The 18082-nt window shown below is 65.6% G+C and carries 20 protein-coding genes; 10 read left to right on the forward strand and 10 right to left on the reverse strand.

The features are described from left to right. Nucleotides 1-115 precede the first annotated feature (115 nt). Genes QP996_RS11085 through QP996_RS11100 form a run of 4 tightly spaced genes read right to left on the reverse strand, consistent with a single transcriptional unit; the run spans nt 116 to nt 2565 of the window. On the reverse strand, nt 116-388 hold the full coding sequence (locus tag QP996_RS11085) for a ribbon-helix-helix domain-containing protein (RefSeq protein ID WP_284872667.1): 273 nt from the start codon (nt 386-388) through the stop codon (nt 116-118). A gap of 27 nt (nt 389-415) precedes the next feature. Then, entirely contained in the window at nt 416-883 is a 468-nt protein-coding gene (locus tag QP996_RS11090) for a YdcF family protein (protein ID WP_284872668.1), read from the reverse strand. After that, nucleotides 876-1379, reverse strand: coding sequence for a 5-(carboxyamino)imidazole ribonucleotide mutase (purE, locus tag QP996_RS11095; protein WP_284872669.1), 504 nt, complete (start codon nt 1377-1379; stop codon nt 876-878). Before purE ends, QP996_RS11090 begins: the two co-directional genes overlap by 8 nt. Nucleotides 1380-1383: 4 nt before the next feature. Further along, on the reverse strand, nt 1384-2565 hold the full coding sequence (locus tag QP996_RS11100) for a 5-(carboxyamino)imidazole ribonucleotide synthase (RefSeq protein ID WP_284872670.1): 1182 nt from the start codon (nt 2563-2565) through the stop codon (nt 1384-1386). Nucleotides 2566-2605: 40 nt separating this feature from the next. Between QP996_RS11100 and budA the strand changes: the two genes are divergently transcribed. Next, nucleotides 2606-3340: an acetolactate decarboxylase gene (gene budA, locus QP996_RS11105; protein ID WP_284872671.1), complete on the forward strand. Its 735-nt coding sequence runs from the start codon at nt 2606-2608 to the stop codon at nt 3338-3340. Nucleotides 3341-3515: 175 nt separating this feature from the next. On the opposite strand, the gene QP996_RS11110 is transcribed toward budA, so the two are convergent. After that, nucleotides 3516-3977: a hypothetical protein gene (locus tag QP996_RS11110; protein ID WP_194560848.1), complete on the reverse strand. Its 462-nt coding sequence runs from the start codon at nt 3975-3977 to the stop codon at nt 3516-3518. 22 nt (nt 3978-3999) lie between these two features. Beyond that, nucleotides 4000-4731: a biotin--[acetyl-CoA-carboxylase] ligase gene (locus tag QP996_RS11115; protein WP_284872673.1), complete on the reverse strand. Its 732-nt coding sequence runs from the start codon at nt 4729-4731 to the stop codon at nt 4000-4002. A 95-nt stretch (nt 4732-4826) separates the two neighbouring features. Between QP996_RS11115 and QP996_RS11120 the strand changes: the two genes are divergently transcribed. The 5 genes from QP996_RS11120 to QP996_RS11140 all read left to right on the forward strand — a co-directional run bounded on the left by QP996_RS11120 (nt 4827) and on the right by QP996_RS11140 (nt 10834). Then, complete coding sequence (locus QP996_RS11120) at nt 4827-7007, forward strand: catalase (protein WP_284872674.1); 2181 nt, start codon at nt 4827-4829, stop codon at nt 7005-7007. A 175-nt stretch (nt 7008-7182) separates the two neighbouring features. After that, a complete protein-coding gene (locus QP996_RS11125; protein WP_284872675.1) occupies nt 7183-8430 on the forward strand; it encodes an ATP-binding protein in 1248 nt (415 codons plus the stop codon). A gap of 94 nt (nt 8431-8524) precedes the next feature. Then, complete coding sequence (locus tag QP996_RS11130) at nt 8525-10039, forward strand: acyl-CoA carboxylase subunit beta (RefSeq protein ID WP_284872677.1); 1515 nt, start codon at nt 8525-8527, stop codon at nt 10037-10039. A gap of 19 nt (nt 10040-10058) precedes the next feature. Continuing rightward, nucleotides 10059-10244 (forward strand): acyl-CoA carboxylase subunit epsilon, encoded by a 186-nt coding sequence (locus QP996_RS11135; protein WP_284872678.1) that lies wholly within the window; start codon nt 10059-10061, stop codon nt 10242-10244. Further along, nucleotides 10244-10834 (forward strand): Maf family protein, encoded by a 591-nt coding sequence (locus QP996_RS11140; protein ID WP_284872679.1) that lies wholly within the window; start codon nt 10244-10246, stop codon nt 10832-10834. Before QP996_RS11135 ends, QP996_RS11140 begins: the two co-directional genes overlap by 1 nt. Before the next feature lie 126 nt (nt 10835-10960). Here QP996_RS11140 and QP996_RS11145 read toward each other — a convergent pair whose 3' ends face one another. From QP996_RS11145 to QP996_RS11155, 3 genes are read right to left on the reverse strand one after another with little or no spacing between them, the layout of a single operon-like run. After that, nucleotides 10961-11482: an ankyrin repeat domain-containing protein gene (locus QP996_RS11145; RefSeq protein WP_284872681.1), complete on the reverse strand. Its 522-nt coding sequence runs from the start codon at nt 11480-11482 to the stop codon at nt 10961-10963. Between the two features lie 15 nt (nt 11483-11497). Then, nucleotides 11498-12022 carry a hypothetical protein gene (locus QP996_RS11150; protein ID WP_284872683.1) on the reverse strand — a complete coding sequence of 175 codons (525 nt, stop codon included), beginning with the start codon at nt 12020-12022 and terminating at the stop codon, nt 11498-11500. Between the two features lie 9 nt (nt 12023-12031). Beyond that, nucleotides 12032-12553 carry a hypothetical protein gene (locus tag QP996_RS11155; protein WP_284872684.1) on the reverse strand — a complete coding sequence of 174 codons (522 nt, stop codon included), beginning with the start codon at nt 12551-12553 and terminating at the stop codon, nt 12032-12034. Between the two features lie 106 nt (nt 12554-12659). Here QP996_RS11155 and QP996_RS11160 point away from each other — a divergent pair, with 106 nt between their 5' ends. Both QP996_RS11160 and QP996_RS11165 read left to right on the forward strand, forming a co-directional pair. Then, entirely contained in the window at nt 12660-13058 is a 399-nt protein-coding gene (locus QP996_RS11160; RefSeq protein ID WP_284872685.1) for a DUF3151 domain-containing protein, read from the forward strand. 6 nt (nt 13059-13064) lie between these two features. After that, nucleotides 13065-13799 (forward strand): hypothetical protein, encoded by a 735-nt coding sequence (locus QP996_RS11165; RefSeq protein ID WP_284872686.1) that lies wholly within the window; start codon nt 13065-13067, stop codon nt 13797-13799. A gap of 199 nt (nt 13800-13998) precedes the next feature. Here the strand turns inward: QP996_RS11165 and QP996_RS11170 are convergent, their stop codons facing one another. Next, complete coding sequence (locus tag QP996_RS11170) at nt 13999-15060, reverse strand: Cj0069 family protein (protein WP_284872687.1); 1062 nt, start codon at nt 15058-15060, stop codon at nt 13999-14001. 264 nt (nt 15061-15324) lie between these two features. Between QP996_RS11170 and QP996_RS11175 the strand changes: the two genes are divergently transcribed. Beyond that, nucleotides 15325-16209, forward strand: coding sequence for a sulfurtransferase (locus QP996_RS11175; protein ID WP_284872689.1), 885 nt, complete (start codon nt 15325-15327; stop codon nt 16207-16209). 92 nt (nt 16210-16301) lie between these two features. Further along, the gene (locus QP996_RS11180) at nt 16302-18080 is read left to right on the forward strand and encodes an acetyl/propionyl/methylcrotonyl-CoA carboxylase subunit alpha (protein WP_284872690.1); all 1779 of its coding nucleotides are present in this window, start codon (nt 16302-16304) and stop codon (nt 18078-18080) included. The last annotated feature ends 2 nt before the right edge of the window (nt 18081-18082 follow it).

Consider the following 18082-nt stretch of genomic DNA (forward strand, 5'->3'; position numbering starts at 1 on the left):
GTCCTCGGCGGAGCAACCCCACGTGAAATACTCGAGCAAATATTCAAACGTGGCGCATTAACCGCTTGATCCCGCCGCCCAAAATCGGCCTTACTCTGGATCCCTTACTCGGGGTTTAGCTCCGTAGGTCCGCCCCAGTCCACTGCCGGATAGCCTCACGGATCGCATCCGACCGGGTGGTCAGACCCTCCGCTTCGGCGCGGGCCATGAGGGCGGCGATCGTTTCGTCGTCGAGACGCACCGGTACGACCGTACCTGCACCTCTACCTACTGGTGGACGACCTCGGCGGGGAGCCGGCAGCTTCGAAAGGTCGTACCCCGCTTCAGCCTCATCAGCCCACTGCTGAATTTGCTCTTCGGTGATGGATTTGCCGTGGATCTTTTCCATGCGAATATCGTCTGCGAAAATCCGCCCCTACCGCCCGAGCACCCGCCGCACGAAACGGCGCCATGCCACCCGCGCCGCGGAGTGCGGCAGCGCCACCACCTCCCGCGCGTAGTTCTTCGCTCGCGAGGTCTCCGGGGTCGGCGCCGCCACCAGGCGCACCGGGATACCCAGGTGCCACGCCCACACGCGGGTGCGAAGAACGTGGAAACCGCTGGTCACCACGGTGAGATAGGCGGCGTCCGGGAACAGCGCCCGGGAGCGCTCCAGGTTCTCGTTGGTGGAGCGCGCCTTAGGCTCCAGCACCACCGCCGACTCGGGCACTCCGTGCGCCACAAGCCACGCCGCCATCACCTGGGCCTCCTCAAACCCGGAAACCACCAGCGGCGCGGGGGCCGCACGCCACACCTCGAGCGCACGGCGCAGGCGGAACTCGAGCATGCGCGAAGGGCGCCCGTCGACGATGCGGGCGCCCAGCACGACGATTGGGTTACTCACCCATCAGGCGCTGGCGCAGCGCCTCGTCTTTCCGTTCGACCTCGGCAGCCATGCGCGCCTGGTAGTCCACCATCTGGCGCTGCACTGACGGATCGGCCGCACCCAGGATGCGCGCGGCGAGCAAACCTGCGTTCTTCGCGCCGCCGATGGAGACGGTGGCCACCGGCACGCCGCCGGGCATCTGCACGATGGACAGCAGCGAGTCCAACCCGTCGAGGGTGTCCAGGGCGCGCGGGATACCGATGACCGGCAGCGGTGTCGCCGCGGCGACCATGCCCGGCAGGTGCGCCGCCCCGCCTGCGCAGGCGATGATCACCTGCAGGTCGCGGGTGTGCGCTTCCTTGGCGTAGGCCAGCATCTTCTCCGGCGTGCGGTGCGCGGAAACCACGCCAACTTCAAACGGGATGCCGAACTCTGCGAGCACCTCGGCGGCCGGGGCGACGGTGTCCCAGTCCGAGTCGGAGCCCATGATGATGCCAACGACTGGCTGTGCCATGTGTCTAGTCCTTCCAGGTTGCGTGGATGATGTAGTGCGCGGCGTCTTCGGCTACGGCGAGCGCGTCGTCGACGCTGTCCGCGCACACGTTGACATGCCCCATCTTGCGCCCGGGGCGGTGGTCCTTGCCGTAGAGGTGCACCTTGGCCTGCGGGTACTTGCGCATCACCTCAATGACGCGCTCGGCCATCGGTACGGAAGGGTCTTTGTCGCCGCCGAGGGTGTTGACCATGACGGTTGCGGGCGAAAGCTTATCGACGGCACCTAACGGCCAATCCAGTACCGCCCGAACATGCTGCTCGAACTGGGAGGTCACGCACCCGTCCTGGGTCCAGTGGCCGGTGTTGTGCGGGCGCATGGCCAATTCGTTGACGGAGACCTCCGGGCCGTTGTCGCCGTCGTACTCGAACAGCTCCACGGCCAGAACGCCGGTCACGCCCAAGCCCTCGGCAACGCGCACGGCGAGCTCCTCGCAGCGCGCTGCCAGCTCCGCGGACATGCCCGGCGCGGGAGCGATGGCCACGCGGCAGATCCCGCCGTCCTGGCGCGACTCCACCACCGGCCAGGCGCGCACGTCGCCGGAGCGGTTACGGGCCACCATCGCGGACAGCTCGCGGGTGAACGCGACCTTCTTCTCCGCCATCAGCGGCAGGTCGCGGCCCAGCAGGTCCTCAACCAGCTCGGCGCACTCTGCGCGCGACGACGGGAACCACACCCCGTGTCCGTCATAGCCGCCACGGGTGGCCTTCAAGCAAACCTGGCCGCCGGTCTCGTCCCAGAACGCCTCGGCGTCCGCGGCCGACTCGATCGCCGCGAACGCCGGCACCGGCAGGCCGGCCTCGGACAGACGCTTACGCTGCTCGAGTTTGTCCTGGGCGTAGATCAAGGCATCGGGGCGGGGTTCGACGGCCACGCCTTCGTCGATAAGCAACTGCGCGTACTCGTTGGGCACATGCTCGTGGTCGAAGGTGACCGCATCCGCGCCATCCACGATCGCGCGCAGATCCTCCAGCTTGGTGTAGTCGCCGAGGCGCACCTCGCCGAACACCTGCGCGGCCGAGGCGTCCTTGCTTGCGGCCAGCACGCGGGTCTCCACGCCGAGCTCGATCGCTTCCGTCTGCATCATCCGTGCCAACTGGCCGTCGCCGATGACGGCGACGACGGGCATCCCATAGGCGTTACTCACCCTGCACACTGTAGTCGCCCCTCCGGCTAGCATCGCAGCCATGTCTGAAACGATCGCCCGCCACACAATCTTCCAGAACTCGCTGATGACCGCGCTTCTCGACGGCATCTACGACGGCGAGCTGACCATCGGCGACGTCTTGAGCAAAGGCAACTTCGGCCTGGGCACCTTCGACGCCCTCAACGGCGAGATGCTCATCCTCGACGGGGTGTGCCACCAGCTCACCTCCGACGGCAAGGCGCGCGTGGCCGATCTAGACCAGCGCACCCCGTTTACCGTGGTGACCAACTTCGTGCCGCGGATGCGTTTCGACGCCCCCGCCGGCATGGTCCGCTCCGAGCTGGCCAAGTTCATCGACGACACCGAGCCGAGCCACAACTTCTTCACCGCCGTGAAAATCACCGGCCGGTTCAAAGAAGTGGTGGTGCGCACGGTAACCAAGCAGGAAAAGCCCTACCCGCCGATGTCGGAGGCGGTTTCCGACGACGCGGAGCACGTCTTCACCGACGTCAAGGGCGTCATCGGAGGTTTCCGCACCCCCATGTACGCCAAGGGCATCGGCGTGCCGGGCTGCCACGTGCACTTCATCGACGGCGAGCACTCGCGCGGCGGCCACGTGCTGGACTACACCGTGGACGAAGCGGTGATCGAGCTGTGCCCCGGCACCGACATGGAGCTGCACCTGCCGGTCACCGCCGAGTTCTTGGGCGGCAAGCTCTCCCCCGAGGACTTGGACGAGCAGCTGCACACCACAGAGATCAAGGGGTACAAGTAGCGCACAACGCCGGGCGGAAAGGGTGCGCCGGACGGGGTTCCTGACAAATTACGGCAGCCGTTTGTGCCGACCTGGGGATATAGGGGCGCACTGACAGATCCCGCCACGAAGTGTCGGAGGTAGGGGCTCCCGAGGCGAGGCGTGCGGCGCCGGGCACCGGCCGCGCGCCGCAGGCCTACCGCGCCGCGCCGAGCGCGCGCTGCAGCACTTTCTCCACCGCGCGCGTCTTGCCCACCCGCTCGAACACGATCGGCTGCGCGTAGCCGTACACCGCCACGTTGATGCCGCCACGCTCGCGGCGCACAGAGTGGATCTGGCGCAGCGGGATGGAATCCACCGCCCCGCGCCGGCCGCGGGCCAGGATGCGCTTGTCGGTGACGATGAAGCGCCGGCGCCTGGACGCCACCAGCGGGACGATGAACCGCCACAGCACGATCAGCGCCCAGATCAACACCACAATGTTGCGCAGGCCCGGGTCCACGTGCGGGGTCACGTCCATCCAGCCGATGGCCATCCAGGCCACGCCGGTGACGGCCACCAGCTCGAGCAGCGGGATGGTCAGCGCGGAAAGCGGCGCGCACACGTCGGCGAGGACGACTTCGTCCCCGCCGATGCGAAACGGTGCTTTGCCAGCCATAAACAGGCAGGGTACTGCACGCCTAGGACGTCGGCCGCAGATGGTGGACATCGCCGACGGAATACGCGGAGCCGTCGATAAGCACCTCGCCCTCGTCGTTGACACCGGTGACGGTGCCGGTAACGGTCTCCTCGCCCTCGCGCATCTCCAGGCGCACACTCTGGCCGATGGTGGCGCACACCGCGCGGTAGTCCTCCAAAAGCTGCGGGTTACCCTCGCGCCACTGGTTCAGCCGCTTGCCCATCGCGCGCAGGATGTCGGCGGTGAAATCGTCGAAATCCACGTCCAGCCCCTCGAGGTTGAGCGCCGTTGCAGTCTCTACGGGCAGCTCCTCCTCGCGCATGGCCACGTTGATGCCGATGCCCACGATCACGCGCGGCATATCCAGCGCGGAGAGGATCCCGGCGATTTTCTTGCCGCCGATCTGCACGTCGTTGGGCCATTTCAGCCGCGCCTGCGGCACCACGTCAGTCACCGCCACGCCCGGCGCGATGGACAGCAGGCCGAACGGCGGCGGCGTCTCCGGCACTTCCACCACCATGCTCATGGCCAACTGGGAGCCTTTCGGCGTGACCCACTGCCGCCCCAGCCGCCCCTTGCCCGCCGTCTGTTCGTCGGCGATGAGCACGGTGCCCGGCGCGGCTTTGTCGTTGAGCAGGTCGGCGTTGGTGGAGCCGGTGGATTCCACCCACCGCACGTTCGGCCAGTACTCGGCTACTTCGTCCTGAATTCGCTGCACATTGCGCACACTCATGTGGACGAGCGTAGTAATTTTTCACGGCCCCACGGCGCGCGCATCGCTACGCTCGGGCGGGCACCTACTCCCTTACCTTGAGAGGTTGAACTGGAATGAGCGACAAGACCCCATCCACCAACGCAGCGTCGCCGGCGGGCGATAGCGCACCCGGTAAGCCGGGCGCCGCAACGCCGGGCGTTGCACAGCCCGACGGCAAGACCACCCCGCCGCAGGACACCGACGCGCAGCAGCCGCCGGCCTCGGTTTCTGCCACCGGTTGCCCGTTCCACTTCGGTGCCGGTTCGGATTCCCCGGATCCGCGCACGCAGCAAGGCGAGTACCTCACCACCGCCCAGGGTGCGCGCCTGTCTGAAACCTCGAAGTCGCTGCGCGCCGGCGAGCGTGGCCCGCTGCTGATGCAGGACCACCACTTCCGCGAGAAGATCACCCACTTCGACCACGAGCGCATCCCGGAACGCGCCGTCCACGCGCGTGGCGTGGGTGCCCACGGCACGTTCGTGGCCAACGGCAACGCGTCGAAGATTTCCAAGGCCAAGGTGTTTAAGAAGGACGCTGAGACTCCGGTCTTCGTGCGTTTTTCCACCGTGCTGGGCTCTCGCGGCTCCGCCGACTCCGTGCGCGACACCCGCGGCTGGGCCACCAAGTTCTACACCGAAGAGGGCAACTGGGACCTGGTGGGCAACAACATCCCGGTGTTTTTCATCCAGGACGCCATCAAGTTCCCGGACGTCGTCCACGCGGGTAAGCCGCACCCGGACCGCGAGATCCCGCAGGCGCAGTCGGCGCACGACACGTTCTGGGACTTCGTCGGTCTGCACACCGAGGCGACCCACCACACGCTGTGGAACATGTCGGACCGCGGTATTCCGCGCTCGCTGCGCATGATGGAAGGCTTTGGCATCCACACGTTCCGCTTCATTAACGACGCGGGCGAGACCACCCTGGTCAAGTTCCACTGGAAGCCGAAGTTCGGCGTGCACTCCCAGGTGTGGGAAGAAGCGCAGATCACCGGCGGCATGGACCCGGATTTCCACCGCCGCGATCTTTACGACGCTATCGAGGCCGGCGCCTACCCGCAGTGGGACTTGGGCGTGCAGGTCTTCCCGGACACGGAGGACCAGATGTTCGAGGGCATCGACCTGCTGGATCCGACCAAGCTCGTGCCCGAGGAGCTCGCGCCGGTGGAGATCATCGGCACAATGACGCTGAACAAGAACCCGCGCAACTACTTCGAAGAGGTTGAGCAGGTCGCGTTCTGCCCGTCGCACCTGCCCCCGGGCATCGACGTCACCGCCGACCCGCTGCTGCAGGGCCGCCTGTTTTCCTACCTGGACACCCAGATTTCCCGTCTGGGCGGGCCGAACTTCGCGCAGCTGCCGATCAACCGCCCGCAGGCTCCTGTGAACGATAACCTGCGCGACGGCATGCACCAGGTCGGCTCCCACACCGGCGTGGCGCCCTACAAGCCGAACTCGCTGGACGAGAACAACCCGGCCGAGGCCACCGTGGACGAGGGCGCATTTATCGACGTTCCCGTCGCCGTGGAAGGCAAGATCACCCGTGAGCAGCCCGCGTCCTTCGACGACCACTTCTCGCAGGCGCGCCAGTTCTACATCTCGCTGACCGATGTCGAGCAGGACCACCTCACCCAGGCCCTGTCCTTCGAGCTGGGCAAGTGCTACGAGGAGGCAGTCAAGGTGCGCTACCTCGATGTGCTCGCGCACGTGGACCAGGCCCTCGCGGAGGCCGTGGCCGACAACCTGGGCCTGCCGCACCCGGAGAAGCAGGATGTCGCCGATGTGACACCATCCGAGGCACTGTCCCAGATGGGCGGCACCTGGCCTATCGACGGCCGCCAGGTCGGCGTGCTCATCTCCACCGACCTGGGTGATTCCGCCGACGCGGTGGGCAAGCTTATCGACGACCTTTTCGCCGCCGGCACAACCCCTCTGCTCGTCGCCGAAAAGGGCGGGGCCGTGAATATCGGCGGCAAGGACGTGTCCATCTCGCGCACGTACCTGACCGCCAGCTCCATCGAGTTCGACGCGGCCGTGGTGGTCAACCCGCCGGCAAACACCGACGTGAACACGATGCTCGGCGAGCTCGAGCGGCACAAGAAGGCCATCATCGCCGTGGGCGAGGCCGGCCAGGAGGCGCTCGAGGGCGCACGCGTGCCAGCAGACCAGCCGGGCATCGTCGCGGTCGACACCGCCGACGCTGCCGCAGCACCGGTCAAGGAGCTGCTGGCGTCCCACCGCGTCTGGGAGCGCTAGTTTCTTCCTCCCTTAAGGCGATGCGATGCCCCACACCGGATTTTCGGCGTGGGGCATTTTCTGAAAATCGGGTAGTAGACGTTCTGAATTTACGGCAGTAGGACGTCTGAAAATCGAGTAGTAGACGTTCTGAATTTACGGTAGTAGGAACTGTTTATGCTGTACACTGCCACATATGACTTACCTTCGGCGTACGCTTGACGACGAACTCGATCTGCTCATGCCCCACCTCCCCGCCATCGCCATCGACGGCCCCAAAGGCGTAGGCAAGACCGACACTGCAAGACGACGTGCCAACGCCGCCTGGTATCTGGATGACCCGGAGATGCGAAGCGTCGCCGAAGCCGACTTTTCTCTCTCTTCTGCGCCGCAGGGCACGCTGCTTATCGACGAATGGCAGCACCTTCCCGAGATATGGGATTCCGTCCGCCGGCAAGTGGATCGCGGCGCTACCCCAGGGCGGTTTCTCCTGACTGGATCAGCTACTCCCGTTAATGCGGAAGGGTCGCACTCGGGCGCCGGTCGGATCTACTCGTTGAGGATGCGACCGATGGCCATTCACGAGCGTGGGGTGGCAGAACCTACGTGCAGCTTCACCAGTGTTTTGAATGGAGATACAGATTTCTCCGGAATGACCGGCCTGGAAGTCGGTGACTACGCCAAGCTCATTGTCGGCAGCGGTTTTCCTGCTATTGCTGCCGCCGACCCCACAATCCAGATGATGATGCTGGACTCCTACTTGGAACGCATCATTGACCGCGACATCCCCGATGCCGGGTACGAAGTCCGCCGCCCCGAGTCACTTCGGAGCTGGCTGCGCGCATACGCTGCGGCGACGTCGACCACCACGGCCTACTCCAGATTGCTTGACGCCACGACAGGTGGACAGACCGAACAACCAAACCAAAAGACCACACTCGCGTACCGTGAGCATCTTGCGAAAATCTGGCTACTCGACCCTGTCCCGGGGTGGGTTCCAGAAAACAACGAATTGAAACGGCTCCAGCAAGGCCCGAAGCACCATCTCGCCGACCCCGCTCTGGCAGCACGACTTCTCGGCATCACCCCGTCCGCCCTGTTAAGCAACCGCGCAGCCCACATGTTTGGGCCACTCTTCGAATCCCTGACTGCGCTCACACTCCGTGTGCTGGCTCAAGCAGCCAGAGCGCGGGTGTACCACCTCCGATCAAACGCCGGAGAACGGGAAGTCGACTTCATCGTCGAAGGGCCGGAACGAGAAGTCGTCGGTGTTGAGGTCAAACTCAAGCCGCGGGTTGAGGACACCGACGTCCGGCACCTTTTGTGGCTGCGCGAGCGCATCCCGGACCGGGTAACCAACCTGATGGTGGTAACCACAGGTAAACAGGCATACGTCCGCCCCGACGGAATCATCGTCATGCCCCTCGCCCTTCTCGGCGCGTAGGCTCCGCTCTACTGCCCATCGGTGGAGGGTGAAACGCGGGCGGCGGAGCCGTCGATAAGCATGGCGGCACATAAGGAATCTAGACTGAGGCGTTATGAGTTCATCCAAACCCGACATGACCACCACCGCGGGCCGCATCCAGGATCTGCGCAACCGCCTGGATGAGGCGCAGGCCCCGGTCGGTCAGGACGCGATCGACGCAGTGCACGCAGCCGGGGCCGCCACCGCCCGCGAGCGCGTGCTCAAGCTTGTGGACGAAGGCACGTTCGTGGAAACCGACGCGCTGGCCAAGCACCGCGTCGAGGCGTACAAGATGGACAAGTCCAAGCCCTCCACCGACGGCGTGGTCACAGGCTACGGGCTTATCGACGGCCGAAGGGTATGCCTGTTCTCCCAAGACCCCACCGTCTTCGAGGGGCAAATCGGCGAGGTCTACGCCGAGAAGATGCTCAAGATCTACGACCTGGCAACCAAGACCGGCGTGCCGCTGATCGGCATCTACGACTCCACCGGCCCGCGCTGGAAGGAAGGCATTGTCACCGCGCACATGCAGGCGCAGATCCTGCGCGCCGCCACCCGCGCCTCCGGGCTGATCCCGCAGATCGCAGTCGTGGCCGGCGACGCGGCGGCGCTGACTGCGGCGACCGTGCCGCTGGCGGACATCACCGTCATGGCCGAGGGCGCGTCGATGCACGTGACCACCGCCGACATTGTGAGCAAGGTGACCGAGGCCGAAACCACCAGCGCCGAGCTCGGCGGCAGCGCCGTCCACGCCTCGGAAACCGGCCTGGCGCAGCTCACCGCCGCCACCGACGTGGAGGCGGTGGAGCTGGCGCGCGCGGTGGTGGGCTACCTGCCGCTGAACAACAAGGCCGCCTCCCCGCTGGGAGCTGAGGCTGCCGGTTCCGGTGTTGACCTGGACGCGTTCATCCCGGACGACGACAACCAGCCCTACGACGTGCTGGACGTGGTCAACGCCGTCACCGACGGGGATTTCTTCGAGCTTTCCGCAGGCTACGCGGACTCTGTGGTCACCGGGTTTGCGCATGTCGGCGGGCGTGCCCTTGGTGTCGCAGCTACGCAGCCGAGCGTGCTCGCCGGCTGCCTGACCCGCGACGCCGCGCGCAAGGTCGCGCGCTTTATTCGCACCTGCGACGCGTTCAACCTACCGATCGTGCAGTTCGTGGACTCGCCGGGCTTCCTGCCGGCCGTGGAGGAGGAGCGCGCAGGCTCCTCTGCCGCCGCGGCGGCTCTCGCCTACGCGTTCGCCGAGGCCCAGGTGGGCACGATCACCGTGGTCACCCGCAAGGCGTTCGGCCCCTCCTACGCACTGCTGGGGTCCAAGGGCCTGGGCGCGGACCTGGTGTTCGCGTGGCCGACCGCGCAGATCGCGCTTGCAGACGCCACCACCGTCGCCGAAGCCATCGGCACCGATGCCGAGAAGTACGCCGAGGAAAACCTCAACCCGTACGTGGCCACCGAGCGCGGCCTGGTGGACGCGGTGATCGAGCCGTCCGCCACCCGCGCCCGCGTGCTGGAGGGCCTGCGCCTGCTGGAGCGCAAGGTGGCCTACCCGGCGCAGAAGAAGCACGGCAACATCCCGCTCTAACCACGAAAAGGAGGCTGACGTGGACATTCAGGTACTCAAGGGCAACCCCACCGAGGCGGAACTGGCGGCACTTTCGCAGGTGATGGAGCAGCTTAAACGCGAGCGCAAGCTGGCCGGGGTGCAGCCGGACGCGAACGGCTGGGGCGCATCGCATCCCGCCGCCGCGTTCAACCCGCACGCCTTCGACTCTGCGGTGTACTTCTGATGCGGCTGGTGTTGGCGTCGCAGTCGCCGTCGCGGCGCATGCTGCTCGAGCAAGGCGGGGTTACCCCAGTGCTGCGTCCGGCGCACATCGACGAGGACGCGGTAATCGCATCGCTTCACGGCGCCGATGCGTCCACCACCGTTTCCACCCTCGCCCGCGCCAAAGCTGAGACGGCAATCGCCGAATTCCCCGACGACGTGGTGGTCGGCTGCGACTCCATGCTGCTACTCGACGGCGAGCTTTTGGGCAAGCCCCACACCGTGGAGGCGACCGTCGAGCGCTGGAAAGCGCAGCGCGGCAAGGTTGCACAGCTGCTCACGGGCCACGCTGTCTGGTTCGGCGGCGAATGGGTGGTGGACACCGTTGCCACCACCATCCGCTTCGGCGACGTCTCCGACGCCGACATCCAGACCTATGCCGAATCGGGCCAGCCGCTCGAGTGCGCCGGCGCATTCACCCTGGAGGCGCTGGGCAGCTGGTTCATCGACTCCATCGACGGCGACCCCACCAGCGTGATCGGCCTGTCCATGCCGCTGCTGCGACGCTGCCTATACCGCTTCGGCCTGAACGCGTCCGACATCTGGGAGTAAGGGGGCCGCGATCCGGGCGGTTTTGTACGAATCGACATTTTTCCCGAATCTGCTCTGCTAAAGCCCAGGTCGGATTCGCACGTTGTTGATTCGTACAAATTTGCGACGAACTCCCCGCACGCGCCCCTAGAATCCGCGGGCGGTGAGGAACTCGTCGAGGACCTTGAGCCCCTCCGGCTGGTGGTCCACGCACATGCGCAGCCACTCGCCGATCTTGTTCTTGGGGTTGCGGACACTCGACGGCCCGTCCAAGTCCACGTCCTTGCTAAACAGCGCTTCGTAGATGTGACGGCGCTGCTCGTCACTTTCCGCTCCGATCTTCACCGCGAGCTTGATCGGTGTGTCCCCGTGGGTTTCGCGGAAGTTCACGTCGGCGCCGGCATCGACGAGCCGCTGCACGAGCGCCGCATCGCCGTCGCCGAGATCGTCGTGGCTAAGCAGCAGCGTCAGCGTGTTCTGTCCGTAATCCACCACCGCCGCATCGGCGCCTCGGTCCAGCATGTCGTTGCTGATCTTTTCGCGCGCCTCGGGGTCGCGGTTGATCAATCCGGCGCACAGCATCTCCGTCGCGTCGTTCGTTTCCGGGTCGTAGACCTCCAGAAACTCCTCGTAGGTGCCGTTTTGGGCGACATAAAGCGGGCTTGCCATGGTTTTTCTCCCTCGCTAATAGCCTTTTGCCTTCAGGAATTCGTCGAGGACGTAGTTCTGGTCTGGTCGGTCGTCTGTGTCCGCACGCAGCCACTCACCGATGCTCTTGGACGGATTGTGCGTGTTCTGCGGAAGATCCAGATCCAGGTCTTCTATCCCAAACAGGGCCTCGTACAACGGGCGACGCTGCTCGTCGTCCACCCGGATCTCGACCGCCAGCTGCAGGACCAGGGATCCACGTCGTTCGCGGTAGTTCACGTCGGCGCCGCCGTCGACAAGCCTCTGCGCAAGCGCCGCATCACCGGCCCCCAGGTGACGGTGCCTGCCTAGCAGGACAGTCAGCGCATTCTGCCCGTATTCGACTCTCGACGCATCCGCGCCCCGGTCCAACATGTCGTTGCAGATTGCGGCGCGGGTTTCCGGATCCTTGTTGGTGAGACCGTTAAACAACATGTCCGTCGGGTCATTCACCTCTGGGTCGAACACCTCCAGAAACTCCTCGTAGTTGCCCTTCTTCGCCGTGTACGTCGGGCTTGCCATGGGAACCTCCTAGTAGCCTCTGGCCTTGAGAAACTCGTCCAAGACATCGAGTTTGCCGGGACGTCCGTCTACATTCATGCGCAGCCACTTCCCGATCGTGTTTATCGGGTTGCGGGCACTCGACGGCTCGTCCAAATCCACGTTTGCAGCGAACAATGCCTCGTACAGCGGGCGGCGCTGCTCGTCGTTGTCAGCGCGGATACGAATTGCCAGCCGTATGGGCACATCGCCGCCGCTGTTTCGGAAATCCACGTCGGCGCCGCCGTCGATAAGCCGCTGCGCCAGTGCAGGGTCGCCTTCAGCGAGCCGGTCGTGGCTAAGCAGCAGCGTCAGCGTGTTCTGCCCGTAATCCACCACCGTCGCATCGGCGCCGCGGTCCAGCATGTCGTTGCTGATCTGGGCACGTGCCTCCGGGTCGCGGTTGATCAGTCCCGCGCACAGCATCTCCGTCGCGTCGTTCGCTTCCGGGTCGTAGACCTCCAGAAACTCCTCGTAGGTGCCGTTTTGGGCGACGTACAGCGGGCTTGCCATTGGTGCTCCTCGGTGTGGGACGCAGATCACATGGGTTACGCGCACCACAATATGCGCGAATGCCGGGCCCGGCACGGGCTCCCAGGAAACTAGTAGCCTGGCGGCCATGGAAATCAACGACATGCTCGCCCCGAAGCCCATCGAGCTGCCCGCCGACCCGGCCGCGGGCAAGGATTTGCTTGCCGACGACACCGCGCTCGCCCACCCCGACTCCCCCGCCGTCTGGGCCGCCCGCGCGGAACGCGAGCTGAGCGACGGCGACAAGCTCATCGCCTACGCGTACGCCCGCACCGGCTACCACCGTTCTCTGGACCGCCTGCGCGCAAACGGTTGGAAGGGCTGGGGCCCGGTCCCCGCCTCGCACGAGCCGAATCAGGGTGTGTTGAAGACCATTGCGATGTTGGCAGTAACCTCACAGGCTATCGGTGACCAGGCAGAATACGACCGTTGCCGCCAGATGCTCTCCGACGCCGACCCGCAAAGCGTGGAAAAGCTCTTACCCTAACGAGGTATGACGCGAATCAACCAAGCGACCAAGCTACTCATTGCAGTTCCGGCGGCGATCGCGATTGCGTCGTGCAGCGCCACGGAAGACACGACAGCGGACACAGCTACGGATACCGGCGGGATGGCGCCGACCGTCACCGCATCCATCGGCGGTGCCGGGGCGGAGACGGTGACCCAGGAACCTACCGAGGAAAAGACCGTCACCGAGACTGTCTCGCAGCCACCAGCCGACAAGACCGACCCTCCTGCCGCAGCAGCACCCGAGGGCGACAATTGCGCTCACCTGCCCTCCGACCCACGCCAGCAGTACGCCACCGGCACCGCCCCGGGCCGCATGCCGGCGGATGACGGATCTGACACCAACTACTGGATCGAGGACATCGACAACCAGTATGACCCGTGCGCGCCGCTGAGCTGGATCACCTTCAAGGGCTCGCTCGGCGGTGAGAACGGGCCGCAGGGCCTCGCGGGATCGATCGCGGACGGGTTGGCGCTGTACGTCGACGGTGAACCGGCGAGCGAGGCGAAACTCTTCGGCCAGATCGACCAAATCACGCCGCTAGAAAGCGGCGGCGCCACAATTGCGTGGTCGGAGCGCGGCCAATTCACCGCCGACGGCTTTGTCAACCACTACTCCGCCGACCTCCGCCCGGCGAACGGCGGCATTGAAGCCGTCTCGGGGGACACCGAGAAGTTCTACGAAAACTGGCACTACCCCGTCGGCTACTTGCTCAACTAACCGGCGGACCGTCTAGCACCGCAACGAATGCTGCTAGACGATCACGCACCCGGTGACCTGTCTCCCCAGGTGATGTTGAAGATGGGTGCTAATAAGAAACGGATCGTCTAGCAGACCATTGTGGCTGCTAGACGATCCGCTGGCGACACGCGCCGGGCGCGTGGGACGGGCGGAGTGCTCGTCGATAAGCAAAACGCTCTTAGGCGTGCTTCTCCTCGACGCGCTTGATGGCCTCCTCGGCCACCATCTCCTGGATGCCCATGTCCAGCTCGGAGGTGAAGCCGACGCAGGAGCAGTTGATCTCGCCGAGGACGTAGGTGTCCTCGCCGGTCTCGTCGTCGTCGGCGAGCATGAAGTCCGCAGTCCAGATCAGCGGAATGTTGTCGCCGCCGAGGTTCTCGGCGATGACCGGGCGGGCCTCGGCGAACATGTCCACGAGCTCCTGCCACTCCTCCGGCTTCTGGTAGGTGTACTTCGCGCCGGAGAACAGGGTCGCGGAGAACGCGTCGCCGCCCTCAGCCGGCTTCTTGTGCACGACGAAGACCGGGTGCGGGCCGACCAGCAGGATGCGGATCTCGCCCTCGACAATGCGCGGCATGAAGCGCATGTCCACGAGCATGCCGTTGTCGCCCACGATGTACTGGTCGCAGAAGTCCATGAACTCGCCCAGCTCGCGCTCCTCGGTGTGGTTGTCCACGGCCTCGGTGCACTTCAGCTTGGTGTCCAGCGGCAGTGCGGTGCCCGGCTCGACGGACTCGGCCAGGGATTCGTCGGCAAGACGCACGCGCCAGATGCCGGAACCGGTGGAGCCGCGGTTCTGCTTGAGCACGCGCTCGCCGTAGGACAGGGACTTCGGGAAGGTGTTGTGGAACTCCTCCACGTCGTAGTACGCGGCGGTATCTTCCGGCACAAGGTCGGTCTTGTTCAGCTTGACCAGGGCGTCCTTGGCGCCGTAGGAGATCATCTCCTGCGGGGTGGACATGCCCACCAGGCCGGCCTCGGACAGGCGGGTCAGAAGGTCGAAGTAGCCCTGCTCGCCGCCCGGGATGTTGCCCGGGTTCACACGGGAGATGTAGGCGTCGAAGTTCTCGGAAACGTAGGTGAACAGGTCGTCTGCCCACTCCGGGCGGAAGTAGACAACCTCGGAGTCCCAGCCCTTTTCCTTGATGGCGTTAACGATGGGCATGGTGTCCTTGCGGTGGCCATCGAAGGACTTGTCGGAGCCGCCTTCGACCTCGAAGACAACAATCGCCTTGTGCACGGTTGGTCCCTTTCATGGTTCACGCCCCGCGCCACGCACATGCCGGGGCTGGTCAGATACCCAGAACAAACGGGCCGTAACCTGTGTGTTCCTACCTCTGACTTTAACCGGCGGCAGTGAGTTCCACCGGACGAGCGATTTGATAGTGTGCAAGTTCACACCACCGTATTTCTCGGCCAAACACATCAAGCCCCCCGCATTCGTTTCTGTATCGTTGACGGTGGTTTCACACACCGCACACGAGCGAGAAGAAAGGTTGCCGCCATGGGCATCGAGCTCGACGACACCCCGCAGTTCCAGCAGTACGCGCACCCCGAAAAGTTCGTTTCCGCGGCGTGGCTGTCCGCCCGCCTGGGCGTGCCGGGTTTGAAGGTCGTGGAAAGCGACGAGGACGCGTTCCTCTACGACATCGGCCACATCCCCGGCGCAGTCCGCATTGACTGGAAGCGGGATCTGAACGACCCGCTGGTGCGCGACTTCATCGACGGCGAGGCGTTTGCGGAACTGATGCGCTCGCGCGGCATCAACCGCGACGACACTGTGGTGGTCTACGGCGACTCCTCCAACTGGTGGGCCGCCTACACCGCGTGGGTGTTCGAGCTGTTCGGCCACCCGGACGTGCGGCTTCTCGATGGCGGGCGCGACGCCTGGATGGGCGAAGAGCGCGACACCTCCTTCGTGGTGCCGGAGTATCCGCGCTCGGACTACCCGGTGGTTCAGCGCCAGGATGCGCCCTTCCGCGCCTTCGCTTCGGAGTTGTTGGAGCACACTCCAGCACAGCTTATCGACGCCCGTCCGGCGCCCCTCTACCTCGGCGAAGACCCGGATCCTGAGTCCTGCTCCGCGCCATCGCTACGCCAAGGCCACATCCCGGGCGCGGTGAACGTGCCGTGGGGCCGCTCAGTGTTCCCCAACGCGCGCTTCCGCTCTCTGGAGGACATCCAGGCGATCTACGCCGACTTCGACAAGGACGCCGAGACGGTGGTGTACTGCCAGCTCGGCGAGAGCTCCTCGCACACCTGGTACGTGCTCAAGCACGTCCTGGGCTTCACCAACGTCGCGCTCTACGACGGTTCCTGGGCCGAGTGGGGCAACATGGTGCGCATGCCGGTGGTCAAGGGCGACGCGCCCGAAAACGCTGCTGAATAAGCGCGTCGGCGCGGTGGCGCTGTAACATGGTTCGACGTTTGTCCGACGTTTCTAACGGTTTGTTTTTCCGATTGTAAGGACGGGATTGCTTCGTGCCTACCACTGCAGCGACTAAAGACCTGCCGAACAGCGTGACCAAGGTGCTGGTGGCGAACCGCGGCGAGATTGCCGTGCGTGTCATCCGCGCGTGTGTGGACGAGGGCATCGCGTCTGTCGCCGTGTACGCCGAGCCGGACGCGGACGCGCCGTTTGTGCAGCTTGCCGACGAGGCCTTCGCGCTTGGCGGTTCGAACGCGGCTGAGAGCTACCTGAACATGGACAAGGTCCTCGCTGCGGCGGAGAAGTCCGGTGCGGACGCGATCCACCCGGGCTACGGCTTCCTGTCGGAAAACGCGGAGTTCGCACAGAAGGTCATCGACGCTGGCCTGACCTGGATCGGGCCCTCCCCCGAGGCTATCGCCGCGTTGGGCGACAAGGTCACCGCCCGCCACATCGCCGAGGCCGCGCAGGCCCCGATGGCGCCGGGCACGAAGGACCCGGTTGCAGGCGCGGACGAGGTTGACTCCTTCGCCGAAGAGCACGGCCTGCCGGTGGCGATTAAGGCCGCGTTCGGCGGCGGCGGCCGCGGCATGAAGGTCGCCTACACACTTGAAGAGATCCCGGAGCTGTACGAGTCCGCCACCCGCGAGGCAACCGCGGCGTTCGGCCGTGGCGAGTGCTTCGTGGAGCGCTACCTGGATAAGGCCCGCCACGTGGAGGCTCAGGTGCTGGCGGATCAGCACGGCAACGTCGTGGTCGTGGGCACCCGCGATTGCTCCCTGCAGCGCCGTTTTCAAAAGCTTGTGGAGGAGGCCCCTGCGCCGTTCCTCACCGACGAGCAGCGTGAGCGCATCCACGCCAGCGCCAAAGCCATTTGCCGCGAGGCCGGGTACTTCGGAGCGGGCACCGTGGAGTACCTGGTCGGCTCCGACGGCCTGATCTCCTTCCTGGAGGTCAACACCCGCCTGCAGGTGGAGCACCCCGTCACCGAGGCCACCACCGGCATCGACCTGGTGCGTGAGCAGTTCCGCATCGCCCGCGGGGAGCCTTTGCTTTTCGACGGCGACCCCGCCGCCCACGGCCACGCCATCGAGTTCCGCATCAACGGCGAGGACGCGGCCGCGAACTTCATGCCGGCGCCGGGCACCGTCACCGCCTACGCCGAGCCGGCGGGCCCGGGCGTGCGCGTGGATTCCGGTGTGCGCGCAGGCTCCGTGGTGGGCGGCCAGTTCGACTCGATGCTGGCCAAGCTGATCGTCACCGGTGCCACCCGCCAGGAGGCGATCGAGCGTGCCCGTCGCGCCCTCGGCGAGTACGTCGTGGCCGGCTTCCCCACCGTGATCCCGTTCCACCAGGCCATCCTGGACAACCCGGCGTTCGTCGGCGACGAGGGCGGCTTCGGCGTCTACACCCGCTGGATCGAGGAGGAGTGGGACGGCGAGCTTCCCACCACCCCGGCAACCGACGAGGACGCGGATACCGAGGCGCCTTCTCGCCGCACCTTCGCGGTGGAGATCGACGGCCGCCGCATCGAGGTCGCCCTGCCCGAGGAACTCGTCGCGGCAGGCCCCGCCAAGCGCAAGCCGAAGAAGCGCCGGGCGGGCAAGGCAGCCCTCTCCGGCGACGCCGTCGCCTCCCCCATGCAGGCCAGCGTGATCAAGGTCAACGTGGAGGAAGGCCAGGAGGTCGCCGAGGGCGACGTGCTGGTCGTGCTGGAAGCGATGAAGATGGAAAACCCGGTCAAGGCCCACAAGGAGGGCGCCGTGACCGGCCTGGCCGTCGAGGTTGGCGGCCAGGTGAACAAGGGCGCCGTATTAATGGAGCTGAAGTAGCC

It is taken from the genome of Corynebacterium sp. MSK008, from assembly GCF_030232585.1.
Taxonomy (GTDB): domain Bacteria; phylum Actinomycetota; class Actinomycetes; order Mycobacteriales; family Mycobacteriaceae; genus Corynebacterium.

Coding starts and splice junctions, on each gene's coding strand:
- QP996_RS11145 (WP_284872681.1), bottom strand. CDS start 11,482: ATGGCAAGCCCGCTTTATGTCGCCCAAAACGGCACCTACGAGGAGTTT.
- QP996_RS11175 (WP_284872689.1), top strand. CDS start 15,325: ATGGGCATCGAGCTCGACGACACCCCGCAGTTCCAGCAGTACGCGCAC.
- QP996_RS11160 (WP_284872685.1), top strand. CDS start 12,660: ATGGAAATCAACGACATGCTCGCCCCGAAGCCCATCGAGCTGCCCGCC.
- QP996_RS11125 (WP_284872675.1), top strand. CDS start 7,183: ATGACTTACCTTCGGCGTACGCTTGACGACGAACTCGATCTGCTCATG.
- QP996_RS11150 (WP_284872683.1), bottom strand. CDS start 12,022: ATGGCAAGCCCGACGTACACGGCGAAGAAGGGCAACTACGAGGAGTTT.
- QP996_RS11130 (WP_284872677.1), top strand. CDS start 8,525: ATGAGTTCATCCAAACCCGACATGACCACCACCGCGGGCCGCATCCAG.
- budA (WP_284872671.1), top strand. CDS start 2,606: ATGTCTGAAACGATCGCCCGCCACACAATCTTCCAGAACTCGCTGATG.
- QP996_RS11110 (WP_194560848.1), bottom strand. CDS start 3,977: ATGGCTGGCAAAGCACCGTTTCGCATCGGCGGGGACGAAGTCGTCCTC.
- purE (WP_284872669.1), bottom strand. CDS start 1,379: ATGGCACAGCCAGTCGTTGGCATCATCATGGGCTCCGACTCGGACTGG.
- QP996_RS11155 (WP_284872684.1), bottom strand. CDS start 12,553: ATGGCAAGCCCGCTGTACGTCGCCCAAAACGGCACCTACGAGGAGTTT.
- QP996_RS11120 (WP_284872674.1), top strand. CDS start 4,827: ATGAGCGACAAGACCCCATCCACCAACGCAGCGTCGCCGGCGGGCGAT.
- QP996_RS11140 (WP_284872679.1), top strand. CDS start 10,244: ATGCGGCTGGTGTTGGCGTCGCAGTCGCCGTCGCGGCGCATGCTGCTC.
- QP996_RS11085 (WP_284872667.1), bottom strand. CDS start 388: ATGGAAAAGATCCACGGCAAATCCATCACCGAAGAGCAAATTCAGCAG.
- QP996_RS11165 (WP_284872686.1), top strand. CDS start 13,065: ATGACGCGAATCAACCAAGCGACCAAGCTACTCATTGCAGTTCCGGCG.
- QP996_RS11115 (WP_284872673.1), bottom strand. CDS start 4,731: ATGAGTGTGCGCAATGTGCAGCGAATTCAGGACGAAGTAGCCGAGTAC.